The organism is Sulfuritalea sp. (assembly GCF_017302275.1).
Taxonomy (GTDB): domain Bacteria; phylum Pseudomonadota; class Gammaproteobacteria; order Burkholderiales; family Rhodocyclaceae; genus Sulfuritalea.
The window spans coordinates 38,761-58,209 of sequence record NZ_JAFLDR010000007.1; the positions used below are offsets into that span (position 1 = coordinate 38,761).

General features: G+C 63.6%; 21 protein-coding genes. 13 read left to right on the top strand and 8 right to left on the bottom strand.

The annotated features are described in order from the left end of the window. Nucleotides 1–250: 250 nt before the first annotated feature. From J0M27_RS05450 to J0M27_RS05505, 12 genes are all read left to right on the top strand, one after another. The gene (locus J0M27_RS05450; RefSeq protein ID WP_294988228.1) at nt 251–631 is read left to right on the top strand and encodes an Mth938-like domain-containing protein; all 381 of its coding nucleotides are present in this window, start codon (nt 251–253) and stop codon (nt 629–631) included. Beyond that, nucleotides 619–2,409, top strand: coding sequence for a glycosyltransferase family 39 protein (locus tag J0M27_RS05455; RefSeq protein WP_294988230.1), 1,791 nt, complete (start codon nt 619–621; stop codon nt 2,407–2,409). Before J0M27_RS05450 ends, J0M27_RS05455 begins: the two co-directional genes overlap by 13 nt. Then, nucleotides 2,406–2,777: an SMR family transporter gene (locus tag J0M27_RS05460; protein WP_294988231.1), complete on the top strand. Its 372-nt coding sequence runs from the start codon at nt 2,406–2,408 to the stop codon at nt 2,775–2,777. Before J0M27_RS05455 ends, J0M27_RS05460 begins: the two co-directional genes overlap by 4 nt. Next, nucleotides 2,774–3,916 (top strand): DegT/DnrJ/EryC1/StrS aminotransferase family protein, encoded by a 1,143-nt coding sequence (locus tag J0M27_RS05465; protein ID WP_294988233.1) that lies wholly within the window; start codon nt 2,774–2,776, stop codon nt 3,914–3,916. Before J0M27_RS05460 ends, J0M27_RS05465 begins: the two co-directional genes overlap by 4 nt. A gap of 40 nt (nt 3,917–3,956) precedes the next feature. Further along, nucleotides 3,957–4,196: a type II toxin-antitoxin system prevent-host-death family antitoxin gene (locus J0M27_RS05470; RefSeq protein WP_294988235.1), complete on the top strand. Its 240-nt coding sequence runs from the start codon at nt 3,957–3,959 to the stop codon at nt 4,194–4,196. Next, a complete protein-coding gene (locus J0M27_RS05475; protein ID WP_294988237.1) occupies nt 4,196–4,624 on the top strand; it encodes a type II toxin-antitoxin system VapC family toxin in 429 nt (142 codons plus the stop codon). The genes J0M27_RS05470 and J0M27_RS05475 overlap by 1 nt, the downstream gene beginning before the upstream one ends. Before the next feature lie 217 nt (nt 4,625–4,841). After that, on the top strand, nt 4,842–5,780 hold the full coding sequence (locus tag J0M27_RS05480; protein ID WP_294988238.1) for a glycosyltransferase: 939 nt from the start codon (nt 4,842–4,844) through the stop codon (nt 5,778–5,780). Between the two features lie 109 nt (nt 5,781–5,889). Next, nucleotides 5,890–6,840 (top strand): formyltransferase, encoded by a 951-nt coding sequence (locus J0M27_RS05485; RefSeq protein ID WP_294988240.1) that lies wholly within the window; start codon nt 5,890–5,892, stop codon nt 6,838–6,840. Further along, the gene (locus tag J0M27_RS05490) at nt 6,837–7,892 is read left to right on the top strand and encodes a bifunctional UDP-4-keto-pentose/UDP-xylose synthase (protein WP_294988242.1); all 1,056 of its coding nucleotides are present in this window, start codon (nt 6,837–6,839) and stop codon (nt 7,890–7,892) included. Before J0M27_RS05485 ends, J0M27_RS05490 begins: the two co-directional genes overlap by 4 nt. Nucleotides 7,893–8,050: 158 nt before the next feature. Further along, nucleotides 8,051–8,974 (top strand): polysaccharide deacetylase family protein, encoded by a 924-nt coding sequence (locus tag J0M27_RS05495; RefSeq protein WP_294988244.1) that lies wholly within the window; start codon nt 8,051–8,053, stop codon nt 8,972–8,974. Continuing rightward, nucleotides 8,971–9,462 (top strand): peroxiredoxin, encoded by a 492-nt coding sequence (locus J0M27_RS05500; protein ID WP_294988246.1) that lies wholly within the window; start codon nt 8,971–8,973, stop codon nt 9,460–9,462. The genes J0M27_RS05495 and J0M27_RS05500 overlap by 4 nt, the downstream gene beginning before the upstream one ends. A 95-nt stretch (nt 9,463–9,557) precedes the next feature. Further along, nucleotides 9,558–11,009 (top strand): PhoH family protein, encoded by a 1,452-nt coding sequence (locus J0M27_RS05505; protein ID WP_294988248.1) that lies wholly within the window; start codon nt 9,558–9,560, stop codon nt 11,007–11,009. 293 nt (nt 11,010–11,302) lie between these two features. Here the strand turns inward: J0M27_RS05505 and dnaB are convergent, their stop codons facing one another. From dnaB to J0M27_RS05540, 7 genes are all read right to left on the bottom strand, one after another. Continuing rightward, the gene (dnaB, locus tag J0M27_RS05510; protein WP_294988250.1) at nt 11,303–12,706 is read right to left on the bottom strand and encodes a replicative DNA helicase; all 1,404 of its coding nucleotides are present in this window, start codon (nt 12,704–12,706) and stop codon (nt 11,303–11,305) included. A gap of 179 nt (nt 12,707–12,885) precedes the next feature. Beyond that, a complete protein-coding gene (gene rplI / locus J0M27_RS05515) occupies nt 12,886–13,335 on the bottom strand; it encodes a 50S ribosomal protein L9 (protein ID WP_294988251.1) in 450 nt (149 codons plus the stop codon). A gap of 14 nt (nt 13,336–13,349) precedes the next feature. Continuing rightward, nucleotides 13,350–13,628: a 30S ribosomal protein S18 gene (rpsR, locus tag J0M27_RS05520; protein ID WP_294988253.1), complete on the bottom strand. Its 279-nt coding sequence runs from the start codon at nt 13,626–13,628 to the stop codon at nt 13,350–13,352. Then, nucleotides 13,594–13,983 (bottom strand): primosomal replication protein N, encoded by a 390-nt coding sequence (gene priB, locus J0M27_RS05525; protein ID WP_294988255.1) that lies wholly within the window; start codon nt 13,981–13,983, stop codon nt 13,594–13,596. The genes rpsR and priB overlap by 35 nt, the downstream gene beginning before the upstream one ends. After that, complete coding sequence (gene rpsF / locus J0M27_RS05530) at nt 13,940–14,323, bottom strand: 30S ribosomal protein S6 (protein ID WP_294988257.1); 384 nt, start codon at nt 14,321–14,323, stop codon at nt 13,940–13,942. Before rpsF ends, priB begins: the two co-directional genes overlap by 44 nt. Before the next feature lie 132 nt (nt 14,324–14,455). Then, complete coding sequence (locus J0M27_RS05535) at nt 14,456–14,632, bottom strand: hypothetical protein (protein ID WP_294988259.1); 177 nt, start codon at nt 14,630–14,632, stop codon at nt 14,456–14,458. A 41-nt stretch (nt 14,633–14,673) separates the two neighbouring features. Beyond that, entirely contained in the window at nt 14,674–15,408 is a 735-nt protein-coding gene (locus J0M27_RS05540) for a pseudouridine synthase (RefSeq protein ID WP_294988261.1), read from the bottom strand. 24 nt (nt 15,409–15,432) lie between these two features. Here J0M27_RS05540 and rlmJ point away from each other — a divergent pair, with 24 nt between their 5' ends. Further along, nucleotides 15,433–16,284 carry a 23S rRNA (adenine(2030)-N(6))-methyltransferase RlmJ gene (gene rlmJ / locus J0M27_RS05545; protein WP_294988263.1) on the top strand — a complete coding sequence of 284 codons (852 nt, stop codon included), beginning with the start codon at nt 15,433–15,435 and terminating at the stop codon, nt 16,282–16,284. A gap of 229 nt (nt 16,285–16,513) precedes the next feature. Here rlmJ and J0M27_RS05550 read toward each other — a convergent pair whose 3' ends face one another. After that, on the bottom strand, nt 16,514–19,438 hold the full coding sequence (locus J0M27_RS05550) for a PAS domain S-box protein (protein WP_294988266.1): 2,925 nt from the start codon (nt 19,436–19,438) through the stop codon (nt 16,514–16,516). Nucleotides 19,439–19,449: the final 11 nt, after the last annotated feature.

Here is a 19,449-nt window from a genome sequence, read left to right on the forward strand (position 1 = left end):
CAACCGTCCTTTCGATTGGAGCGCCGGGCGCGGGACACGCCATTGGCGGAGAGACAAAGCATCACCTTACGAACGTGGCGCGGAAACCGGGTGCCCCGATCCGACGGCGACGCGCTCGCTTCGGCGAACGTTATGCGGAAACTAAAAGGTATAATGTTACCGAAGCCGTTGCTGCACCGCAAATCCCGATTTGATGCGGCTTCCAGCCGGTCTTGCCCCACCCCGCCCCAGGTCGATATCGCCGCCCCGCATGAAGCTGCATTCCACTGTCACTCCCGGTCTGCTTGCGATCACCGCCTATGACGCGAGCCGAATTGCCGTGAATGGCCGAGCCCTGAACCGAAGTTTCCTCCTCACCCCGCGACACCTGGTCGACGACTGGCCGCCGCTGTCGTTCGACGCCCTGACGGAAGCCGACATGGCCGCGATCGCCGCCCTCGAATGCCCCATCGTGCTGCTCGGCACCGGCCTGCGCCAGCGCTTCCCGTCCCCCGCGCTGCTGCGTCCGCTGATCGAACGGCGGATCGGTGTCGAGGTGATGGACAGCCACGCCGCCTGCCGCACCTACAACATCCTGATGGCCGAAGGACGCGACGTCGCCGCCGCACTGATCGTCGAATGCGCGGGCTAGTTCAACCGCGTGACCTGAGCGGCGGCACGCTGCTGGCGCTGCTGCTGGCCTTCGGCCTGCTCTGGTTCGGCACCCTGGAACAGCGACGCCTGATCAACCCCGACGAGGGCCGCTACGCCGAAATTCCGCGCGAGATGGTGGCTAGCGGCGACTGGATCACGCCCCGGCTGAACGACATCAAATACCTGTACAAGCCGCCCCTGCAGTACTGGGCGACGGCAACCGCCTTCACGGCATTCGGCGAGCACCACTGGACCGCCCGCCTTTGGCCGGCGTTGACCGGTTTCCTCGGCGTGCTGTTCACCGTCTTCGCCACCACCCGCCTGTTCGGCCGGCAAGCCGGGCTGATCGCCGGCGCAGTGCTCGGTGGCAGCCTGCTGTGGAACGTGATCGGCCATCTCAACACGCTGGACATGGGTGTCAGCTTCTTCCTGTCCGCCGCCGTATTCGCCCTTTGCCTGGCGCAACGCGACGACGCAAGTTTGCGTCAGGACCCGCGGGAAAGTCGGCGCTGGCAGGACGGCGCCTGGGTGCTGCTGGCGCTCGCCGTGCTGTCCAAGGGGCTGATCGGATTGGCGCTGCCGGCTTTCGTCGTCTTCGCCTATGCGCTGTGGCAGCGCGACCCGGGCTTCATCCTGCGCATCCGTCCCGGGCGCGGGCTGGCGATCCTGCTTGCCATCACGGCGCCGTGGTTCGTCGCGGTATCGCTGGCCAATCCCGAGTTCGCCCGCTTCTTTTTCATCCACGAGCATTTCGAGCGCTTCCTGACCAAGACCCACGGCCGCTACCAGCCCCCGTGGTATTTCATCCCGATACTGCTGGCGGGCATGCTGCCCTGGCTTGGTGGCCTGGCCCAGGGCCTGATCGCCGGCGTCCGACGCGAACCCGGCCGGCGCTTCCAGCCGCGCCGCTTCCTGTTCCTTTGGGCGGTTCTGGTTTTCGCCTTTTTCTCGGTTTCAGGGTCCAAGCTATCCTCCTACATCCTGCCGATCTTTCCGGCCCTGGCGGCGCTGATCGGCCTCTACCTGTCCGAAGGAGCCGGTACCCGCCGCATCGGCTGGCTCACCATGCCCGCCACCCTGATCGGGGGCGTTTGCCTCCTGCTGGTTCCCTTCGTCACGCGCTTCGCCAGCGAAAAGGTTCCCGTGGCCCTCTACGAGGCCTACCAGCCCTGGCTATATGGCGGCGCGGCGGCGCTGTTCCTGGCCGGTCTGGCGGCGTTCCGCCTGGGACGGCAGGGACGCAGTGTCGCCGCGGCGTATGCCCTGGCATTTGGCGGCTTTGGCTTCGGCCAGGGCATCCTGCTCGGCCACGACAAGCTCGCCGTGGCCAACTCGGCGCACGACGTCGCAGCGACCATCCGCCCCCAACTCGCGCCGGACACTCCGTTCTTCAGCGTGGACACCTACGACCAGAGCCTGCAGTTCTACCTGAAGCGCACCACCACCATGGTCGCCTACCGCGACGAACTCGCATTCGGCATTTCGCGCGAACCCGAAAAATTCATTGCCGACCTGGCCGGATTCGAGCGCACCTGGCTTGCCACTCCAACCGCCTGGGCGCTGATGTCGCCGGCAACCTGGCAGGAAATGCAGCGCAAGGGATTGCCGATGACCGAAGTCCTGCGCGACACGCGCCGCGTAATTGTCCGCAAAGGCCCACCCCCCAACCCCCGCCCCGAGGGCGGGGATGACGATTGTTTCGCCGCGCGCGGCGCGTCGTCCGCATCGAACGACCGCCCCGGCTTGGGGCGGCCCTGCGCCGGAGCCAAGCCATGAACGCCATCAGCTTCTCCCTGATCCTCGCCGGGGTGCTGCTCAACGCCGCCGCGCAACTGCTGCTCAAGGCCGGCACCAACGCCGTCGGCCATTTCGAATTCCATGCCGACAACATCCTTCCGGTCGGCCTCAAGCTGGCCTTCCAGCCCTACATCATGTCCGGCATGGCCTGTTACGCTGTGAGCCTGGTGGTCTGGATCATGGCGCTGTCGCGGGTACCGGTGTCGATCGCCTACCCGATGCTGTCGATCGGCTACGTGATCAATGCCTTCATCGCCTGGCAATGGTTCGGCGAGGCGCTCGCCGCGCAGAAGCTGCTGGGCATCGGCTTCATCGTGGTCGGCGTCGTGCTGGTGGCGCGGTCGTGAACCAGGACTTTCTACCGTTTACGCGGCCCTCGATCGACGCGGAAACCATCGCCGCCGTGGGCGACGTGCTGCGTTCCGGCTGGATCACCAGCGGGCCGAAGGTGCAAGCCTTCGAGACGGCGCTGTCGGCCTGCTGCGGCGGCCGCAGGGTGCGTGCCTTCAGTTCCGGCACGGCAACCCTCGAAACGGCCCTGCGCCTTGCAAAAGTCGGCGCCGGCGACACGGTGATCACCACGCCCCTGACCTGGGTCGCCACCGCCAACGTAATCCTCGAAGTCGGTGCGCGACCCATCCTGGTCGACATCGACCCGGTCACGCGCAACATCGACCTCGACCGCATCGACGCCGCGATCGCGCCGGACACCAAAGCCATCATCCCGGTAGACCTGGCCGGCCTGCCGGTGGATCGCGACCGGCTATACGCCATCGCCCAAAGACGCCAGTTGCGCGTGATCGAGGATGCCGCGCAATCCTTCGGCGCCTCGTGGAACGGGCGGCCCATCGGCAACTCCTTCGGCAAGGACCGGGACTTCGTCTCCTTCAGCTTCCACGCCAACAAGAACCTTACAACGGGTGAAGGCGGCGCCCTGGTGCTGCCCGCCGATGTCGATCCCGGCCTGTGCGAACGCCTGCGCCTGCAGGGCGTGCGCCGCTTTCCCGACGGCGGCATGGAGGTCGACGTACTGGGCGGCAAATCCAACATGACCGATATCGCGGCCGCCATCGGCCTGGGCCAACTCAAGCACCTGGCCGATTTCACCGCCCGCCGCCGCGACCTGGCGCGGCGCTACTTCGAATGCATCGACCGCGACCTTGGACTGGAACTGCCTGTGGCCGACTTCACCCAGTCGAACTGGCACATGTTCCAGGTCCTGCTGCCCGCCGGCACGGATCGCGGCCGCTTCATCGCCCGCATGAAGGATCTCGGCATCGGCGTCGGTGTGCACTACCCGGCGCTGCACCTGTTCTCGCTGTACCGCGCGCTGGGCTTCAAGCCGGGCGACTTCCCCCATGCGGAACGGATCGGTGCCACCACCGTGTCCCTGCCGCTGTTTCCCTCGATGCTGGACAGCGACGTCGACCGCGTCTGCAGCGCGCTGGCCGATGCATTGAAGTCGAACTTGCGGCCCACAACCTAACCGGCTACCATATGGTCATCGACATGACCAATTACTGACCATGAACACCTGCACCGTCGCCGAAGCCAAGGCCCATCTTTCCGAACTGCTTGCGCGCGTCGAAGGCGGTGAAGAGCTGGTTATCACTCGTCGCGGCCACCCGGTGGCACAGTTAACACCGATCCGTCCGGCCAAACAGCCGCCCGACTGGCAGGCGATACGCGCATTCCGTGAATCGATGCCCGCTCAGGAAACGTCCGCAACCGACCTGGTCCGCGACATGCGCGACGCCCGCTACTGATGCTGTATCTGGACACGGCGATTGTCCTGACTCTGTTCGTTCGCGAACCGGCTTCGGAGTCTGTCGGCAAGTGGATCGCCTCCCGCCGCCAGCCCCTGGCCTTCAGCGATTGGGGGCTGACCGAATGCGCATCGGCCCTCGGCATCCGGCTGCGCCGCGGCGAGCTCGACGCCGACTTCGCTACCCGGGCCTTCGACGCGATAAAGACTTTCGCCAACGAGTCCTGCGAGCTGGTTTCCTGCGCTGGCCACCACCAAAAGGAAGCTCAAGGACTGCTGACACGCTTCGACCTGCCCTTGCGCTCCGGCGATGCCTTGCATCTGGCGATCAGCCAGCATGTTCAAGCCACCCTGGTGACTTGCGACAAACAACTCGTCGCCGCCGCCAAGGCAATCGGCGCCAAAGCCCGGGATCCGCTTGCTCCCTGACGGACCCTTTTCCACGATGACGACAATTCACGCTTCGCCAGATGGATCATTTGACGTTTGAGTCGAAAGATGGAGAACGCCTTCGAGTCCGAACCCAAAAGGCAATGGATAGCCGCATGAGTTCCGATCCTGCGCTCGACATCACACCCGTCAGTCGCTGGACGCTGCGCGATAAAGCCGCGCAGCGCCGGTCCGCTCCACTTTGAACACTGCCGCCATGATCAGCCCCACCCTGTCCATCGTCATCCCCGTCTACAACGAGGAATCAGGCCTCGAAACACTGTTTGCCCGCCTCTACCCGGCGCTCGACGCGCTCGGCGAACCCTACGAGATCGTCTTCATCAACGACGGCAGCCGCGACCGCTCGGCCGCGATCCTGCGCCAGCAGTACGAGGCCCGGCCGGACGTCACCCGCGTCATCCTGTTCGCCGCCAACGCCGGGCAACACATGGCCATCATGGCCGGCTTCGAGCATTGCCGCGGCGAGATTGTCGTCACGCTGGACGCCGACCTGCAGAACCCCCCCGAGGAAATCGGCAAGCTGGTGGCCAAGATGCGCGACGGACACGATTACGTCGGCAGCATCCGCGCCAACCGGCAGGACAACCTGTTCCGCACCTGGGCCTCGAAAGCCATGAACCTGCTGCGCGAGAAGATCACCCATATCAAGATCACCGACCAGGGCAACATGCTGCGCGCCTATTCGCGCGGCGTGGTGAATGCAATCAACAGTTGCAAGGAAGTCGCCACCTTCATCCCTGCGCTGGCCTATACCTTCGCCCGCAATCCGGCCGAAGTCGTGGTCGGGCACGAGGAGCGCGCGGCGGGCGAGTCGAAATACTCGATCTACAGCCTGATCCGGCTCAATTTCGACCTGATGACGGGATTCTCGCTGGTACCATTGCAATGGTTTTCCATGCTCGGCATCCTGGTCTCGCTCGGCTCGGCCGCGCTGTTCGTGCTGCTGATCGTGCGCCGCCTGATCATCGGCCCGGAAGCCGAAGGCCTGTTCACCCTGTTCGCCCTGATGTTCTTCCTGATCGGCCTCGCGCTGTTCGGCATCGGCCTGCTCGGCGAGTACGTCGGCCGCGTCTACCAACAGGTACGCCACCGCCCGCGTTACCTGATCGAAGCCATCCTCGAGCGCAAGGAATGAGCGCCCCGCACGGCCGCCCGAAGGGGCGCCAGCCAAAACCCGGAGCCGCGCAGCGGCGAACCACCGTCACCCCCTCCCGCCGGGAGGGGGTTGGGGGGAGGGTTGTTCAATGACTCGCGCCGTCGTCTTTGCCTACCACAACGTCGGCGTGCGCTGCCTGTCGGTGCTGCTGGCGCATGGCATTGACGTGGCCTGCGTGGTGACCCACGCCGACGACCCGGCCGAGACCATCTGGTTCGACAGCGTCGCCGAACTTGCGGCGCGGCACGACATACCGGTGATCACACCGGAAGATCCCAACGCGCCGGAGGTGGTCGCCGGACTTGCCGCCCTGCGCCCCGATTTCCTGTTTTCCTTTTACTACCGGCTGATGCTGAAGCCTCCCTTGCTGGCCCTGCCGCCACAGGGGGCATGGAACATGCACGGCTCCCTGCTGCCCCGCTATCGCGGACGGGTTCCGGTGAACTGGGCGATCATCCATGGCGAGCGGGAAACCGGCGCCACCCTGCACCGCATGCTGGAAAAGCCCGATGCGGGCGAAATCGTGGCACAGCAGGCGGTGCCCATCCTGCCCGACGACACCGCTCTCGAAGTCTTCAACAAGGTCACGCTGGCCGCGGAGCTGGCCCTCGACAGGGTTCTCCCCGACTTGCTGGCCGGCCGTGGGCACGCGACGCGACAGGATCTCTCCGCCGGGAGCTATTTCGGCGGACGCAAGGCCGAGGATGGCCGCATCGACTGGTCGCGGCCGGCCCTTGCGGTACACAACCTGATACGTGCCGTCGCCCCGCCCTATCCGGGTGCCTACTCGGATACCGCCAAGGGCCGCCTCAGGGTATTGCGCAGCCTCCATCCGACGGTAAAAGCCGGCCCGTTCGGCGGCCGCCCGACCCTGTTCACCGATGACGGCAAGCTGTATGCCGAATGCGGAGACGGAGGAGTTTTGCGTCTGCTCGCGGTAGAATTCGACGGTTTGCCGCTGCTGTCGTCACAGGCCACGATGTCAGCAGGCGACCGGCTCAACGCTATTTTCGGAACCCCGGCACTCCCCCTGACATGAAGAAGATCCTCATCCTCGGCGTCAACGGCTTCATCGGCCACCATCTCTCCCAGCGCATCATGGAAACGACCGACTGGGAGGTCCATGGCATGGACATGAATTCCGACCGCGTCGCCGACCTGATGACCGCGCCGGATACGCGCGGCCGCTTTCATTTCTTCGAAGGCGACCTGATGATCAACAAGGAGTGGATCGAGTATCACGTCAAGAAATGCGACGTGATCCTGCCGCTGGTCGCCATCGCCACGCCGGCCACCTACGTCAAGGAACCGCTGCGCGTCTTCGAACTGGACTTCGAGGCCAACCTCCCGATCATCCGCCAGGCGGTCAAGTATGGCAAACGCGTGGTGTTTCCGTCCACCTCCGAGGTCTATGGCATGAGCCAGGACGCCGAGTTCGACCCGGAGAACTCCAACCTCGTACTGGGGCCGATCAACAAGCCGCGCTGGATCTATTCCTGTGCCAAGCAGATGATGGATCGCGTGATCCACGCCTACGGCCAGCAGGAAGGCCTGCAATACACGCTGTTCCGTCCCTTCAACTGGATCGGACCCGGCCTCGATTCGATCCACACGCCGAAGGAAGGCAGTTCGCGCGTGATCACCCAGTTCCTCGGCCACATCGTGCGCGGTGAATCGATCAAGCTGGTCGATGGCGGTGCCCAGAAGCGTTCCTTCACCTACGTCACCGATGGCATCGACGCCCTGATGAAAATCATCGAAAACCCCGGTGGCATCGCCAACGGCAAGATCTACAACATCGGCAACCCGCGCAACAATTATTCGATCCGCGAACTGGCGACCTTGATGCTCGATCTGGCGCGTCAGTATCCGGAATATGCCGAAGGCGTCGCCAGGGTGAAGGTCCTCGAAACCACCTCGGGCGAGTACTACGGTAGCGGCTACCAGGACACGCAACACCGGGTGCCGAAGATCGCCAACACCATGGCCGACCTCAAATGGGCACCCAAGGTCGGCTTCGAAGCCGCCCTGCGGGGCATTTTCGAGGCCTACCGCGACCATGTCGCCGACGCGCGCGGCCTGATGGATTGAGCGAATAATATGGCCCCCCACGCTCGCATTGCTCGCGGAGGGCTCGCCTTGCACGGATCGCCCGTTTCGGCGGCGCAATGCCGTGCTTTGCGAAACCCCGCCAGAACCCCCACCACGGGGGGGCGGCTGCCCCCTAGGGGCGGCCCGTCGAGGGCAGCATGAAGCTCGCGCTGAAAATCGACGTCGATACCTGGCGCGGCACCCTGCAGGGCGTGCCGCGGCTGGTCGAGATCCTGCGGCGGCACCGGGCCGACGCTAGCTTCCTTTTCTCGCTCGGGCCCGACCACACCGGACGCGCCATCACGCGCGCCTTCCGCCCAGGTTTCCTGAAAAAAGTGAAACGCACCTCGGTGGTCTCGCATTACGGCGTCAAGACCCTGATGTACGGCACCCTGTTGCCCGGCCCGGACATCGGCCGCCGCGGCGCCGACATCCTTCGTGCCACGCGCGACGCCGGCTTCGAAGCGGCGATCCACTGCTGGGACCACGTCAAGTGGCAGGACGGCGTCGGCACCGCCGGCGCTACGTGGACCGAAGACCAGATGCGCCGCGCGCAGCAGCGTTATGTCGAGATTTTCGGCGGCGAAGCGCCGGGGCACGGCGCCGCCGGCTGGCAGATGAACATCCATGCGCTGCGCCTGACGCAACGACTGGGCTACCGCTGGGCCTCCGACTGCCGCGGCACCCATCCCTTTATCCCCGTGTGGAACGGCGAGATCGTCGCCTGTCCGCAACTGCCCACCACCCTGCCGACGCTCGACGAACTGGTCGGCACCGACGACTTGACGGCCGACAACGTGCACCTGCACCTGTTGCGGCTCACGCAGCCGGCCACGCAGGACCACGTCTTTACGCTGCATGCCGAACTGGAAGGACTCAACTTCGGCGATACCCTCGAACGCCTGCTGACCGGCTGGCGCGAGCAGGGCTATGAAATGGTATCGCTGGGCGGCATGCGCGACACGCTCGACCCGGCGCTGCTGCCTCGCCACGAAGTCGTCCGGGGCGAAATCCCCGGCCGCAGCGGATGCCTGATGCTGCAGGGCGAGGAGTTTCTGTCAACCTGGAAGGAAGCTGCATGACCGAGATATTCACCGCCAACCCCGCCCCCCCGTCAGCCATCGGCCTGCGTGTTCCTGATTTCAGCGTCCCCGCCACCGGCGGCGAGTTCACCTTGTCCGCCTTTCTTGGCAAGCCGCTGGTGCTGTACTTCTATCCCAAGGACAACACGCCGGGCTGCACCACGCAGGCGCAGCAATTTCGCGATTTGCACGCCGAGTTCGCCAAGGCCGGCTGCGTGGTGATTGGGGTCTCGCGCGACTCGCTGAAATCCCATGAAAGCTTCAAGGCGAAGCTCGGGCTGCCCTTCGAACTGATTTCCGACATCGAGGGCGTGCTCTGCCGGATGTTCGATGTGGTGAAGAACAAGATGCTCTACGGCAAGAAGGTGCTCGGCATCGAGCGCAGCACCTTCCTGATCGACGCCGACGGCATCCTGCGCCGGGAATGGCGCGCGACGAAGGCGGATGGCAACGCCGCCGCGGTGCTCGACGCCGTACGCAGGCTGTAACGCAAACAGGGACGGTATTCCGGCCCTGCCCTGCCCCTTACGCAACAAGGCGGCTGGTTATCTTGACCCAGCCCCTCCCCAGCACCGAGGCTTCCATGAACGCCAAGCGCACCAAGCCCGCAGGAAATACGGTCACCAAGCTCTTCGTGCTCGACACCAACGTCCTGATGCACGATCCGCTGAGCCTGTTCCGCTTCGAGGAGCACGACATCTACGTACCGATGATGACGCTGGAAGAACTTGACGCCAACAAGAAAGGCATGTCCGAAGTCGCGCGCAATGCGCGTCAGAGCAGCCGCCTGCTCGACGAGATCGTCAGCGGTGCGGAACACAACATGGCGCAGGGTATCGCCTTGACCGAACCGTCGCGCGAACTGGCGACCGGCCACCTCTTCTTCCAGACCGAAGCCATCAATGGCATCCTCCCCAGTTCGCTGCCGACCGCCAAGGCCGACAACCAGATCATCGGCGTCGTCATGCACCTGGGCCAGAAGTTTCCCGGGCGCCCGGTCATCCTGGTGTCCAAGGACATCAACATGCGCATCAAGGCCCGCGCGCTGGGCCTGGAAGCGCAGGACTACTTCAACGACAAGGTCCTCGAAGACACCGACCTCCTCTATACCGGCACGCGAGAACTGCCAGCGGACTTCTGGGATACCCATGGCAAGGGCCTCGAATCCTGGAAGAAGGAGAGCCGCACCTATTACCGCATCAAGGGTCCGCTCTGCCCGGAATTGCTGGTCAATGAATTCGTTTGGCAGGAAGGCCCGCAACCACTGCAGGCATGGGTGAAAGTCGGCGCTGGCAAGACGGCGGAACTTGAAACCCTGATCGACTACAGCCATGCCAAGAACGCGGTATGGGGCATCACCGCGCGCAATCGCGAGCAGAACTTCGCGCTGAACCTGCTGATGAATCCGGAAATCGACTTCGTCACGCTACTGGGCCAGGCCGGCACCGGCAAGACCCTGTTGACGCTGGCCGCCGCCCTGACGCAGACCATGGAGACCAAGCTCTTCGCCGAGATCATCATCACCCGCGTCACGGTTCCGGTCGGCGAGGACATCGGTTTCCTGCCCGGCACGGAAGAAGAAAAGATGACGCCGTGGATGGGCGCATTGGAAGACAACCTCGACGTGCTCAACAAGCCCGCGGAGTCGCCGGGCGGCGGCCCCGGTGGCACCGCGGGTGGCTATGGCGGCGACTGGGGTCGCGCGGCGACCATGGACCTGATCCGCAGCCGGATCAAGATCAAGTCGCTCAACTTCATGCGCGGGCGCACCTTCATGAACAAGTTCCTCATCATCGACGAGGCGCAGAACCTGACCCCGAAGCAGATGAAGACCCTGATCACTCGTGCCGGCCCCGGCACCAAGGTGGTCTGCCTGGGCAACATCGCCCAGATCGACACACCCTACCTCACCGAAGGCAGTTCGGGCCTGACCTACGTCGTGGATCGCTTCAAGGGCTGGGGACATTCGGGCCATGTCACGCTGCAGCGCGGCGAACGCTCGCGCCTGGCGGAACACGCGGCGGAAGTGCTGTAGCCAGGTTCCGTTGGGTGGACCGCAGGGAGGACTTCAGTCCGCCATCAAACTCTGGCAGACTGAAGCGGGCCCTGCATATCTCGCGTCAGGCCCTATAAGACGAGCCTGAGCATCGAATTTTAGTTCCGGCCGCTCCCGGTGGTCGCTTGACATCGCGATGCGATGTTAGCCTTCACTAAGAATTTCACGTCAGGCCCTATAAGACGAGCCTGAGCATCGAATTTTAGTTCCGGCCGCTCCCGGTGGTCGCTTAACATCGCGATGCGATGTTAGCCTTCACTAAGAATTTCACTTCAGGCCCTATAAGACGAGCCTGAAGCGAAATTCTCGAACTTGGTGTATTCGCCGAGGAAGGTCAGGCGCACGGTGCCCACCGGGCCGTTGCGGTGCTTGCCGATGATGGCTTCGGCCGTACCCTTGTCCTGGGTGTCGGGCTTGTAGTACTCCTCGCGGTACATCATCATGATGATGTCGGCATCCTGCTCGATGGCGCCGGATTCGCGCAGGTCGCTCATCAGGGGCCGCTTGTCGGTGCGCTCCTCGACCTTGCGCGAAAGCTGCGACAGGGCAATGATCGGTACCTGCAACTCCTTCGCCAGCGCCTTGATCGAGCGCGAGATCTCGGAAATTTCCGTGGCGCGGTTCTCGCCCACGCGATTGGAACTCATCAGTTGCAGGTAATCGATGATGATCAGGCCGAGCTTGCCGAACTGCCGGTGCAGGCGCCGCGCGCGGGCACGCAGGTCGGTCGAATTGATGGCCCCGGTCTCGTCGATATGGATCGGCGCCTCGTGCAGCTTGCCCAGCGCCACGGTCATCCTGTCCCATTCGTCGTCGGTGAGGCGCCCGGTGCGCAGCTTGCTCTGGTCGATGCGGCCCACCGATGAAAGGAAGCGGGTGGCCAGTTGCGGCCCGGACATTTCCAAGCTGAAGATCGCCACCGGCAGGCGCAGTTCCACTCCGACGTGCTCCGCGATGTTAAGGGCGAACGCGGTCTTGCCCATCGACGGCCGGCCGGCAACGACGATCATGTCGCCTGCCTGCAAACCGGAAGTCATGCGATCGAGATCGGCGAAGCCGGTGGCGACGCCGGTGATGTCGGACTGGCTTTCGCGCGCGAGCAGGGTTTCCATGCGCTCGACGACTTCGCCGAGCAGGGGCTGGATCGCGACGAAGCCGTTGTTGCTGCGATTGCCTGCTTCCGCGATCTGGAAGATGCGCTGCTCGGCATCGTCGAGCAGTTGCTTGACGTCGCGTCCTGCCGGATTCAGCGCGTTGCCGGCGATCTCGTCGCCGACCGTGACCAGTTGACGCAGGATGGCGCGTTCGCGGACGATCTCGGCATAGCGGCGGATGTTGGCTGCCGACGGCGTCGCGTTGGCGATCTCGCCGAGGTAACCGAGACCGCCGGTCTGGTCGACTTCGTTCGATTGCTCGATGGATTCATACACGGTCACCACGTCGGCCGGTCGGCCCATCTGGATCAGCTTGCCGATGTGGCGAAAGATCCGTCGGTGGTCGTCGCGATAGAAGTCGGTCTCGCGCACCACGTCGCCAATGCGGTCCCATGCCGCGTTGTCGATCAGCAGTCCGCCGATCAGCGACTGCTCGGCTTCAATGGAATGGGGTGGAAGCTTGAGTGCGGCGACTTGGGAATCGACCGGCTGGGGGGGGTTGAAGGCACGTACCTGGGCCATTGCCGTCTCCGAAATGAAGCGGAGAGTCTACCCGCCGGGGCGTCGGATGATAAGTGCACAAGCTGTGGAAATCTTGTGGGCAAGCTGTGTAAATGCAGTGCATGGTTTTCCCGCAGTGCAAGAAAAACGGGCCGCCGACTTGTGGTCGGCGGCCCGTTCAGGTTTGAAAGTGCTCCGGCTTACTGCTCGCCGAGTACCGATACCGTCACCGTCGTCACCACGTCGGTGTGCAGGGCGATCTGCACCGGCGAGTCGCCAATGGCCTTGAGCGGGCCTTCCGGCAGGCGGACCGCGGACTTCTCGACCTTGAAGCCCTGGGCGGCGAGCGCCTCGGCGATGTCATGGGCCGACACGGAACCGAACAGGCGGCCATCGACGCCGGTCTTGCGCGTGATCTGCAGCAGCAGACCTTCCAGCTTGGCGGCATCGGCCTGGGCGGCGGCAACCGCTTCGCCATGGATACGTTCGAGTTCGGCGCGCTTTTCCTCGAAGATCTTGCGGTTGGCTTCCGTCGCGCGCTTGGCCTTGCCCTGCGGGATCAGGAAGTTGCGGGCATAGCCGTCCTTGACCTTGACCACGTCGCCGAGGCCGCCGAGGTTCACCACTTTTTCCATCAGAATGATTTGCATGGTTTCGTCCTCGCTTACTGGTGCAGATCGGTATAGGGCAGCAGCGCCAGGAAACGCGCACGCTTGATGGCGGTCGACAACTGGCGCTGGTAGCCGGTCTTGGTGCCGGTGATGCGCGCCGGCATGATCTTGGCGTTTTCAGCGATGAAATCCTTGAGGATCTCGACGTCCTTGTAATCGATCTCTTCGATCTTTTCCGCGGTGAAGCGGCAGAACTTGCGGCGCTTGAACAGGCTGCGGCCCTTGTCGTCCTTGCGCTTAACTCCGGTCTTGCTCTTGGGCTTGAATGCCATTTTCAGTTCCTTCCACGAATTCGACTGTATTCACATGCAGTATCGGACTGCGTCGCTTGAGACTCCTGGCGGCCAGAAAGCCTGCCAGTCTGACCCTGTCGCCCGGTTTGGCTGCCAGCAGCACCTGGGCCGGCCGGCCCATGGCCACACAGGCCATCTCGCATTCCACCTTCCGTTCCACATCCGCTTCGACCTGGGTCGAGACGTGTGCGAGGAGAAACTCGAGAACCGGTATTCCGGCGGGGGTGCGGCGCAAGGCGCCGCGCTCAAGCAAACGACCCGACAACCGCGTCAGGTTGCTCGGCTTGTCCTCAGGCGGCAACGGCAGCAGCCGGAGCCTCCACCTTGGCGTCACCCTGGGTCAGCGAGCGCGACTTCTCTTCCTTCATCATCGGGGAAGGAGTCACCACCGCCTTGCGGGTTTTCACGGTCAGATGGCGCAGTACCGCGTCGTTGAACTTGAAGGCATGCTCGAGTTCCGCCAGGGTCTCACCGTCGCACTCGATGTTCATGAGCACGTAGTGCGCCTTGTGCACCTTCTGGATCGGGTAGGCCATCTGGCGACGCCCCCAGTCTTCGAGGCGATGGATGGTGCCGGAACGCGCGGTGACCAGCGTCTTGTAACGCTCGATCATCGCCGGAACCTGCTCCGACTGGTCCGGGTGGACGATAAATACGACTTCGTAATGGCGCATGCAATCTCCTTGTGGGTTGGTTACAGCCCCCCCGCATGCGTAACGGGTGGAGCAAGGGAACGCGCGATTATACGAGGCCCGCCGCTCTTCGGCAAGGCTTTTCTCGACGGAAATCAAGGCCGTAAGGCCCTGTCAGCCGCAGTAGCGCAGGTTGCTGAAATTGAGCAGCAAATCCGCGCCGCCATAGGCGGCGAAGGCCAGCCCGAGGATGACACCCGCCGCCAGCAGACCGGCAGCCCCCAACCAGCGCCATGCGCGCGATACGCTGGCCGATTGTAGCGTCTGCGGCAGTTGCCTCGGGGTGTCCATCGCGACATCCTGCGCAGGCTGGCGCCCGGAGTCAAGCGCGGTCAAAAGACTTCCCCCTCGCGCAGGAAACGCCACTGGCCGAGCGGCAGGTCGCCCAGGCGCACACGACCGATGCGCACCCGCTTGAGCCCGGTGACGCGCAGGCCGACCAGTTCGCACATGCGGCGGATCTGGCGCTTGCGGCCTTCGGTAAGCACGAAGCTCAACTGGTCGGAATTGGCCCAGGCCACCTTGGCCGGCCGCAACTTCTTGCCGTCGAGCTCGAGGCCGTGGTTGAGCAGCGCCAGGCTGGGCATGTCGAGCGCGCCTTCGACCCGAACCAGGTACTCCTTTTCCACCTTCGAATCGTCGCCGATCAACTGGCGCGCCACGCGGCCGTCCTGGGTCAGGACCAGCAGTCCGGTGGAATCGATGTCCAGCCTTCCGGCCGGTGCCAGCCCCTTCATGTGCGCAAGCTGGAAACGCTGCCGGTCGCCCGCCACCTGGGTTTTCGCCGTAACCAGGCTCGCCGCCGGCTGGTGGCCGTCCTCGGCCTGGCCGGAGACGTAGCCGATCGGCTTGTGCAGCAGGATCGTCGCCTGCCGCGCCTGCGTCGCGCGCGCCTCGGGTGCCAGCGTGATCACCGCGTCGGGCGCCGCGCGCGTACCCAACTGCGACACCCGCCGGCCATCGACGAAGACCAGGCCGCGCTCGATGTAGCCATCCGCCTCGCGGCGCGAGCACAGGCCGCGCTCGGCGAGAAGTTTGGAAACCCGGATTCCCTGCGTATCATCCATACATCAGGATTCTATCGCGCAGCCATGCTCAGCTATCGCCACGCCTTCCATGCCGGCAACCATGCCGACATCCTCAAACACCTGGTGCTGACGCTGTGCCTGCAGCATATGAATGCCAAGGACAAGTCCTGGCTGCTGCTCGACACCCACGCCGGGGCCGGGCTCTATGCGATCGATTCCGACGAAGCGAGAAAGACCGGCGAATACATCGACGGCATCGCCCGCCTGTGGAACCGCGTCGACCTGCCGGCGCCGATGAAGCCTTACATGGATGCACTGCAGGCCTGCAACAGAGGCTTGAAGCTGCGCCGCTATCCGGGTTCGCCCTGGCTGGCCGGCCATTTCGCACGCGAGATCGATACGCTGCGCTTCTGCGAACTGCATTCCACCGATTTCGCCCTGCTGCGGCGTGAGTTCAAGGATGGCGGTCGCCGCGTCATGGTCGAGCAGGCCGATGGCTTCGAAGCCATGAAGGCCACCCTGCCGCCGCCCTCGCGTCGCGGCCTGGTGCTGATCGATCCCTCCTACGAGATCAAGAGCGATTACCCACGCGTCGTCGCGGCACTCGAGGACGGCCTGAAACGTTTTGCCACCGGAACTTATCTGGTCTGGCTGCCCTTCCTGCCCAGCATCGAATCTCGCGGACTGCCGGAGAAGCTCAAGAAGCTCCCCGTGGATTGGCTGTATGCCAGCCTCAATGTGTGCGGTCCGGCGACCAAGGGCCACGGCATGAACGGCAGCGCGATGTTCATCGTCAATCCGCCGTGGACCTTGAAAAATGCGCTGGAGCACTGCCTGCCCTGGCTCGCGCGCGTGCTGGCGCTCGCCGACACGGCTGGCTGGGAGCTTGTGGAATCCAGCGCGATACCCCAATAACCCTAGCAGATGCCCTCAGTCGACCGCATCCCGAGATTCCATATGCGATCGAGGCGAACGAGTCTGTCGGCGGAGAATGTGCTTGCGAAATGCTACTCGCGGTGAATTGGTCTTCGTCGCCATCATGATGCCGTCCGGGCAAAGTCGGGAAGGAGAGCCTCGGCTTTGCCAGCGGCAGCCTCGCCGCCGTCACGCGCATATGCCCTTCGCCGGACCAAATTCAGTGCCGTCAACCGGCCGCGACCTTGCTCCAATTGTCCAGCGTGGCGGCCAGACTCTTCAGGTTAACGGGTTTCGTCAGGAAGTCATCCATCCCGGCGGCGAGGCAAGCCAACCTGTCTTCCTCGTAGGCGCTTGCCGTCAGGGCGATGATCGGCAAGCGCGCCATGCCGTTCTTCTGTTCCCAGGCTCGAATCTGCTTCGTCGCCCCGTATCCATCCAGAATCGGCATCTGGCAATCCATCAGTACCAGGTCGGGCCGATTTCCCGCCATGACACGGTCAACAGCCTCCTGACCATTTTCGACGCTCTCGAAACGTATCCCTAGGCTAGTGAGCATGGCTTCAATAACCAGCCGGTTGGTGGCGTTATCCTCTACCACCAGGACAAATCGCGGCGGCTGGGTCGAGACTGCGGATCCCGTGGGTTCCCGCGCCACGTGCCTGCTATCGTCGGCATCCGCGACCCGCTGCGCCCGGATGCGGAACCAGAAGTGGCTGCCTTTGTCGGGTTCGCTCCTGACGCCAACCTCACCGCACATCAGCAGGGCAAGGCTGCGCACGATGGACAAACCCAGTCCGCTGCCGCCGTACTCCCTGGTGGAGGAGGAATCGACCTGGGAGAATGCCGTGAACAGCGCGGACTGCTTGTACTCCGGGATGCCGATGCCGCTGTCGGTAACGGAGAACTCCAGCACGATCTCACCCTCGGTCGTTTCCACCTCCCGACCTTCGACGCGGACGAATCCCTCGACAGTGAACTTGATGGCATTGCTGACGAGATTCGATAACATCTGCCGCAGGCGAATGGGGTCCGCGCGGCAGCGAACATCGTGAGAACCCTGCCAGACCGCTTCCAGGTTCAGCCCCTTGGATCGCGAGACCTCGCCGAACAGGGTCGCGGTCTCGCGAATCAGTTGCTCCGGATGAACGACCGCGATCTGGAGCTCAACCTTGCCCGCTTCAATTTTTGACAGATCGAGGATGTCATTCAGCAAGGTCAGCAGCGTCTGACCCGAGTTGAGAATGACCCGGGCGTACTCGTGGCATTGGCCTTCCTTCAAGCCCGGCATGAGAAGCAACTGCGCCATGCCGAGGACGCCGTTGAGTGGCGTGCGGATCTCATGGCTCATGGTTGCGAGGAAGCGGCTCTTGGCGAGATTGGCGGACTCTGCAACCTCCCTGGCCTGCCGCAGTTCGCTTTCAAGCCGCTTCTGCTCCGTGATGTCATGCTTGATTGCGACGTAATTGGCAATTTCGCCGAATTCGTCCTTGATCGGCGCCACTGTGGCGTACTCGTAATAGATGCTGCCATCCTTGCGGCGATTGACGAACTCACCCTCCCAGCTTTCTCCGGCTGCCAAGGATGCCCACAAGGCAACGAAGGTCTCGTTCGGCGTGAGCTTCGATTGCAATATCCGCGGGTTTTGCCCAATGACCTCCTCGGGCAGGAAGCCCGTGGCGGTGGTGAAGTGCGAATTGACATAGACGATGGCGGGTTCCAGCGTTGTGATGACGATGCTGCTGGGACTTTGCTCGACCGCCATCGACAGTTGGCGAATGGTGCGCTCACGGTCGCGCAACGCCGTGGTATCTTCGAAGACACCGACATAGTTGGACACGCTTCCAGCGGCATCGCGAATGCTCGATATCGTGAGCCACTCCATCAATTCGCTGCCATCCTTGCGCCGGTTAATAACTTCCCCCTGCCAAACGCCGGTCGAGTCGATCTTCCGCCACATGTCGGCAAAGAAATCCCCCGAATGTCGCCCCGAGGACAGAAAGCGCGGCGTTTCGCCGAGGATATCCGCCTCGGCGTAACCCGTAATGGCGGTGAATGAAGGATTAACGGCAAGAGTCCGCTTTCTCGCGTCGGTCACCAGAATGCCGTCATGACTATGGGCGAAGACGCTTGCCGCCAGGCGTTGCGCCTCCAGCAAGCCGGCTTCGCGAACGAAGTGCGCGCGCAGACGGAAGGTGAGCAGGCCGGTGATCAGCAACGTGGCCACGAGCGCGAATCCCACCAACAGAAGGCGTGCAGCCGCCTCCTGCTTCCATTGAACCAGGGCCGTCTCGCGATCGACATGCGCCACCACGAGGAATGGATGGCTACGCAAAGCCCGATAGACGGTCAGGGCAGGCCTGCCACGAACATCATCATCCGGAATTTCGCCGATCTCCAGATCGCGCGCCTGATTGAGCAACTTTTCATCGTCGATCCGGCTGCCCACATGCTGACCATCCAAAGTCGACAGCGTCAAAACGCCTTGATAGTCGAAGAGCATGAAATGCCGCAGGCCGGAATCGACGTGTCGGCCAATGTGATTCAGGAAATAGTCCGGATTGATGGCCGCGATGGCCATCAATCCGGGGGAACCGGGCAGATGCCGCACCGCCGGCAGAAAATAACTGGCGCGCGCGCCGACTGGTTTCGCCGGAGAGGTCACCCTGCTGGAAGAAAAATCCCGCCCTTCGCGCGGGACCCCAAAGCGCGTCACGCCCCTTCCCTCGTCGGCAACCAGCGGCAGATAGGCAGACAAATCCACCTGCACCCCGACATTTCCGGCCGACGAACTTGCCAATATGCGGCCATCGGCGCCGGCGATGGAAAGGGAGCGCAAAGCGGGCATCTGGCGCTGGATGCTTTGCAGAAGGCCGCCGTGATTCTTCGCGTTGCCGAGTCGTGGGTCGGCGAGCAATTCCGGCAGGTTGGTCAACATCAGATCGACCAGGAAAAGATTTTGCGACACATGATCCTCGAAACCGCGTACTTGCAGGGATGCCTGCCGCAGATGCCCTTTCAGCACCTCTTCGCGCATGTCACGCAGCCCCGACAGGGTGCCGGCCACCACGACTACGGCCAGCAACGCCTGCAGGATGAACAGCAAGGAGAGATAGCGCTGGCGTGCCGGTTGAATCACATCGCGCGCCGCCAAGGAGGACATCG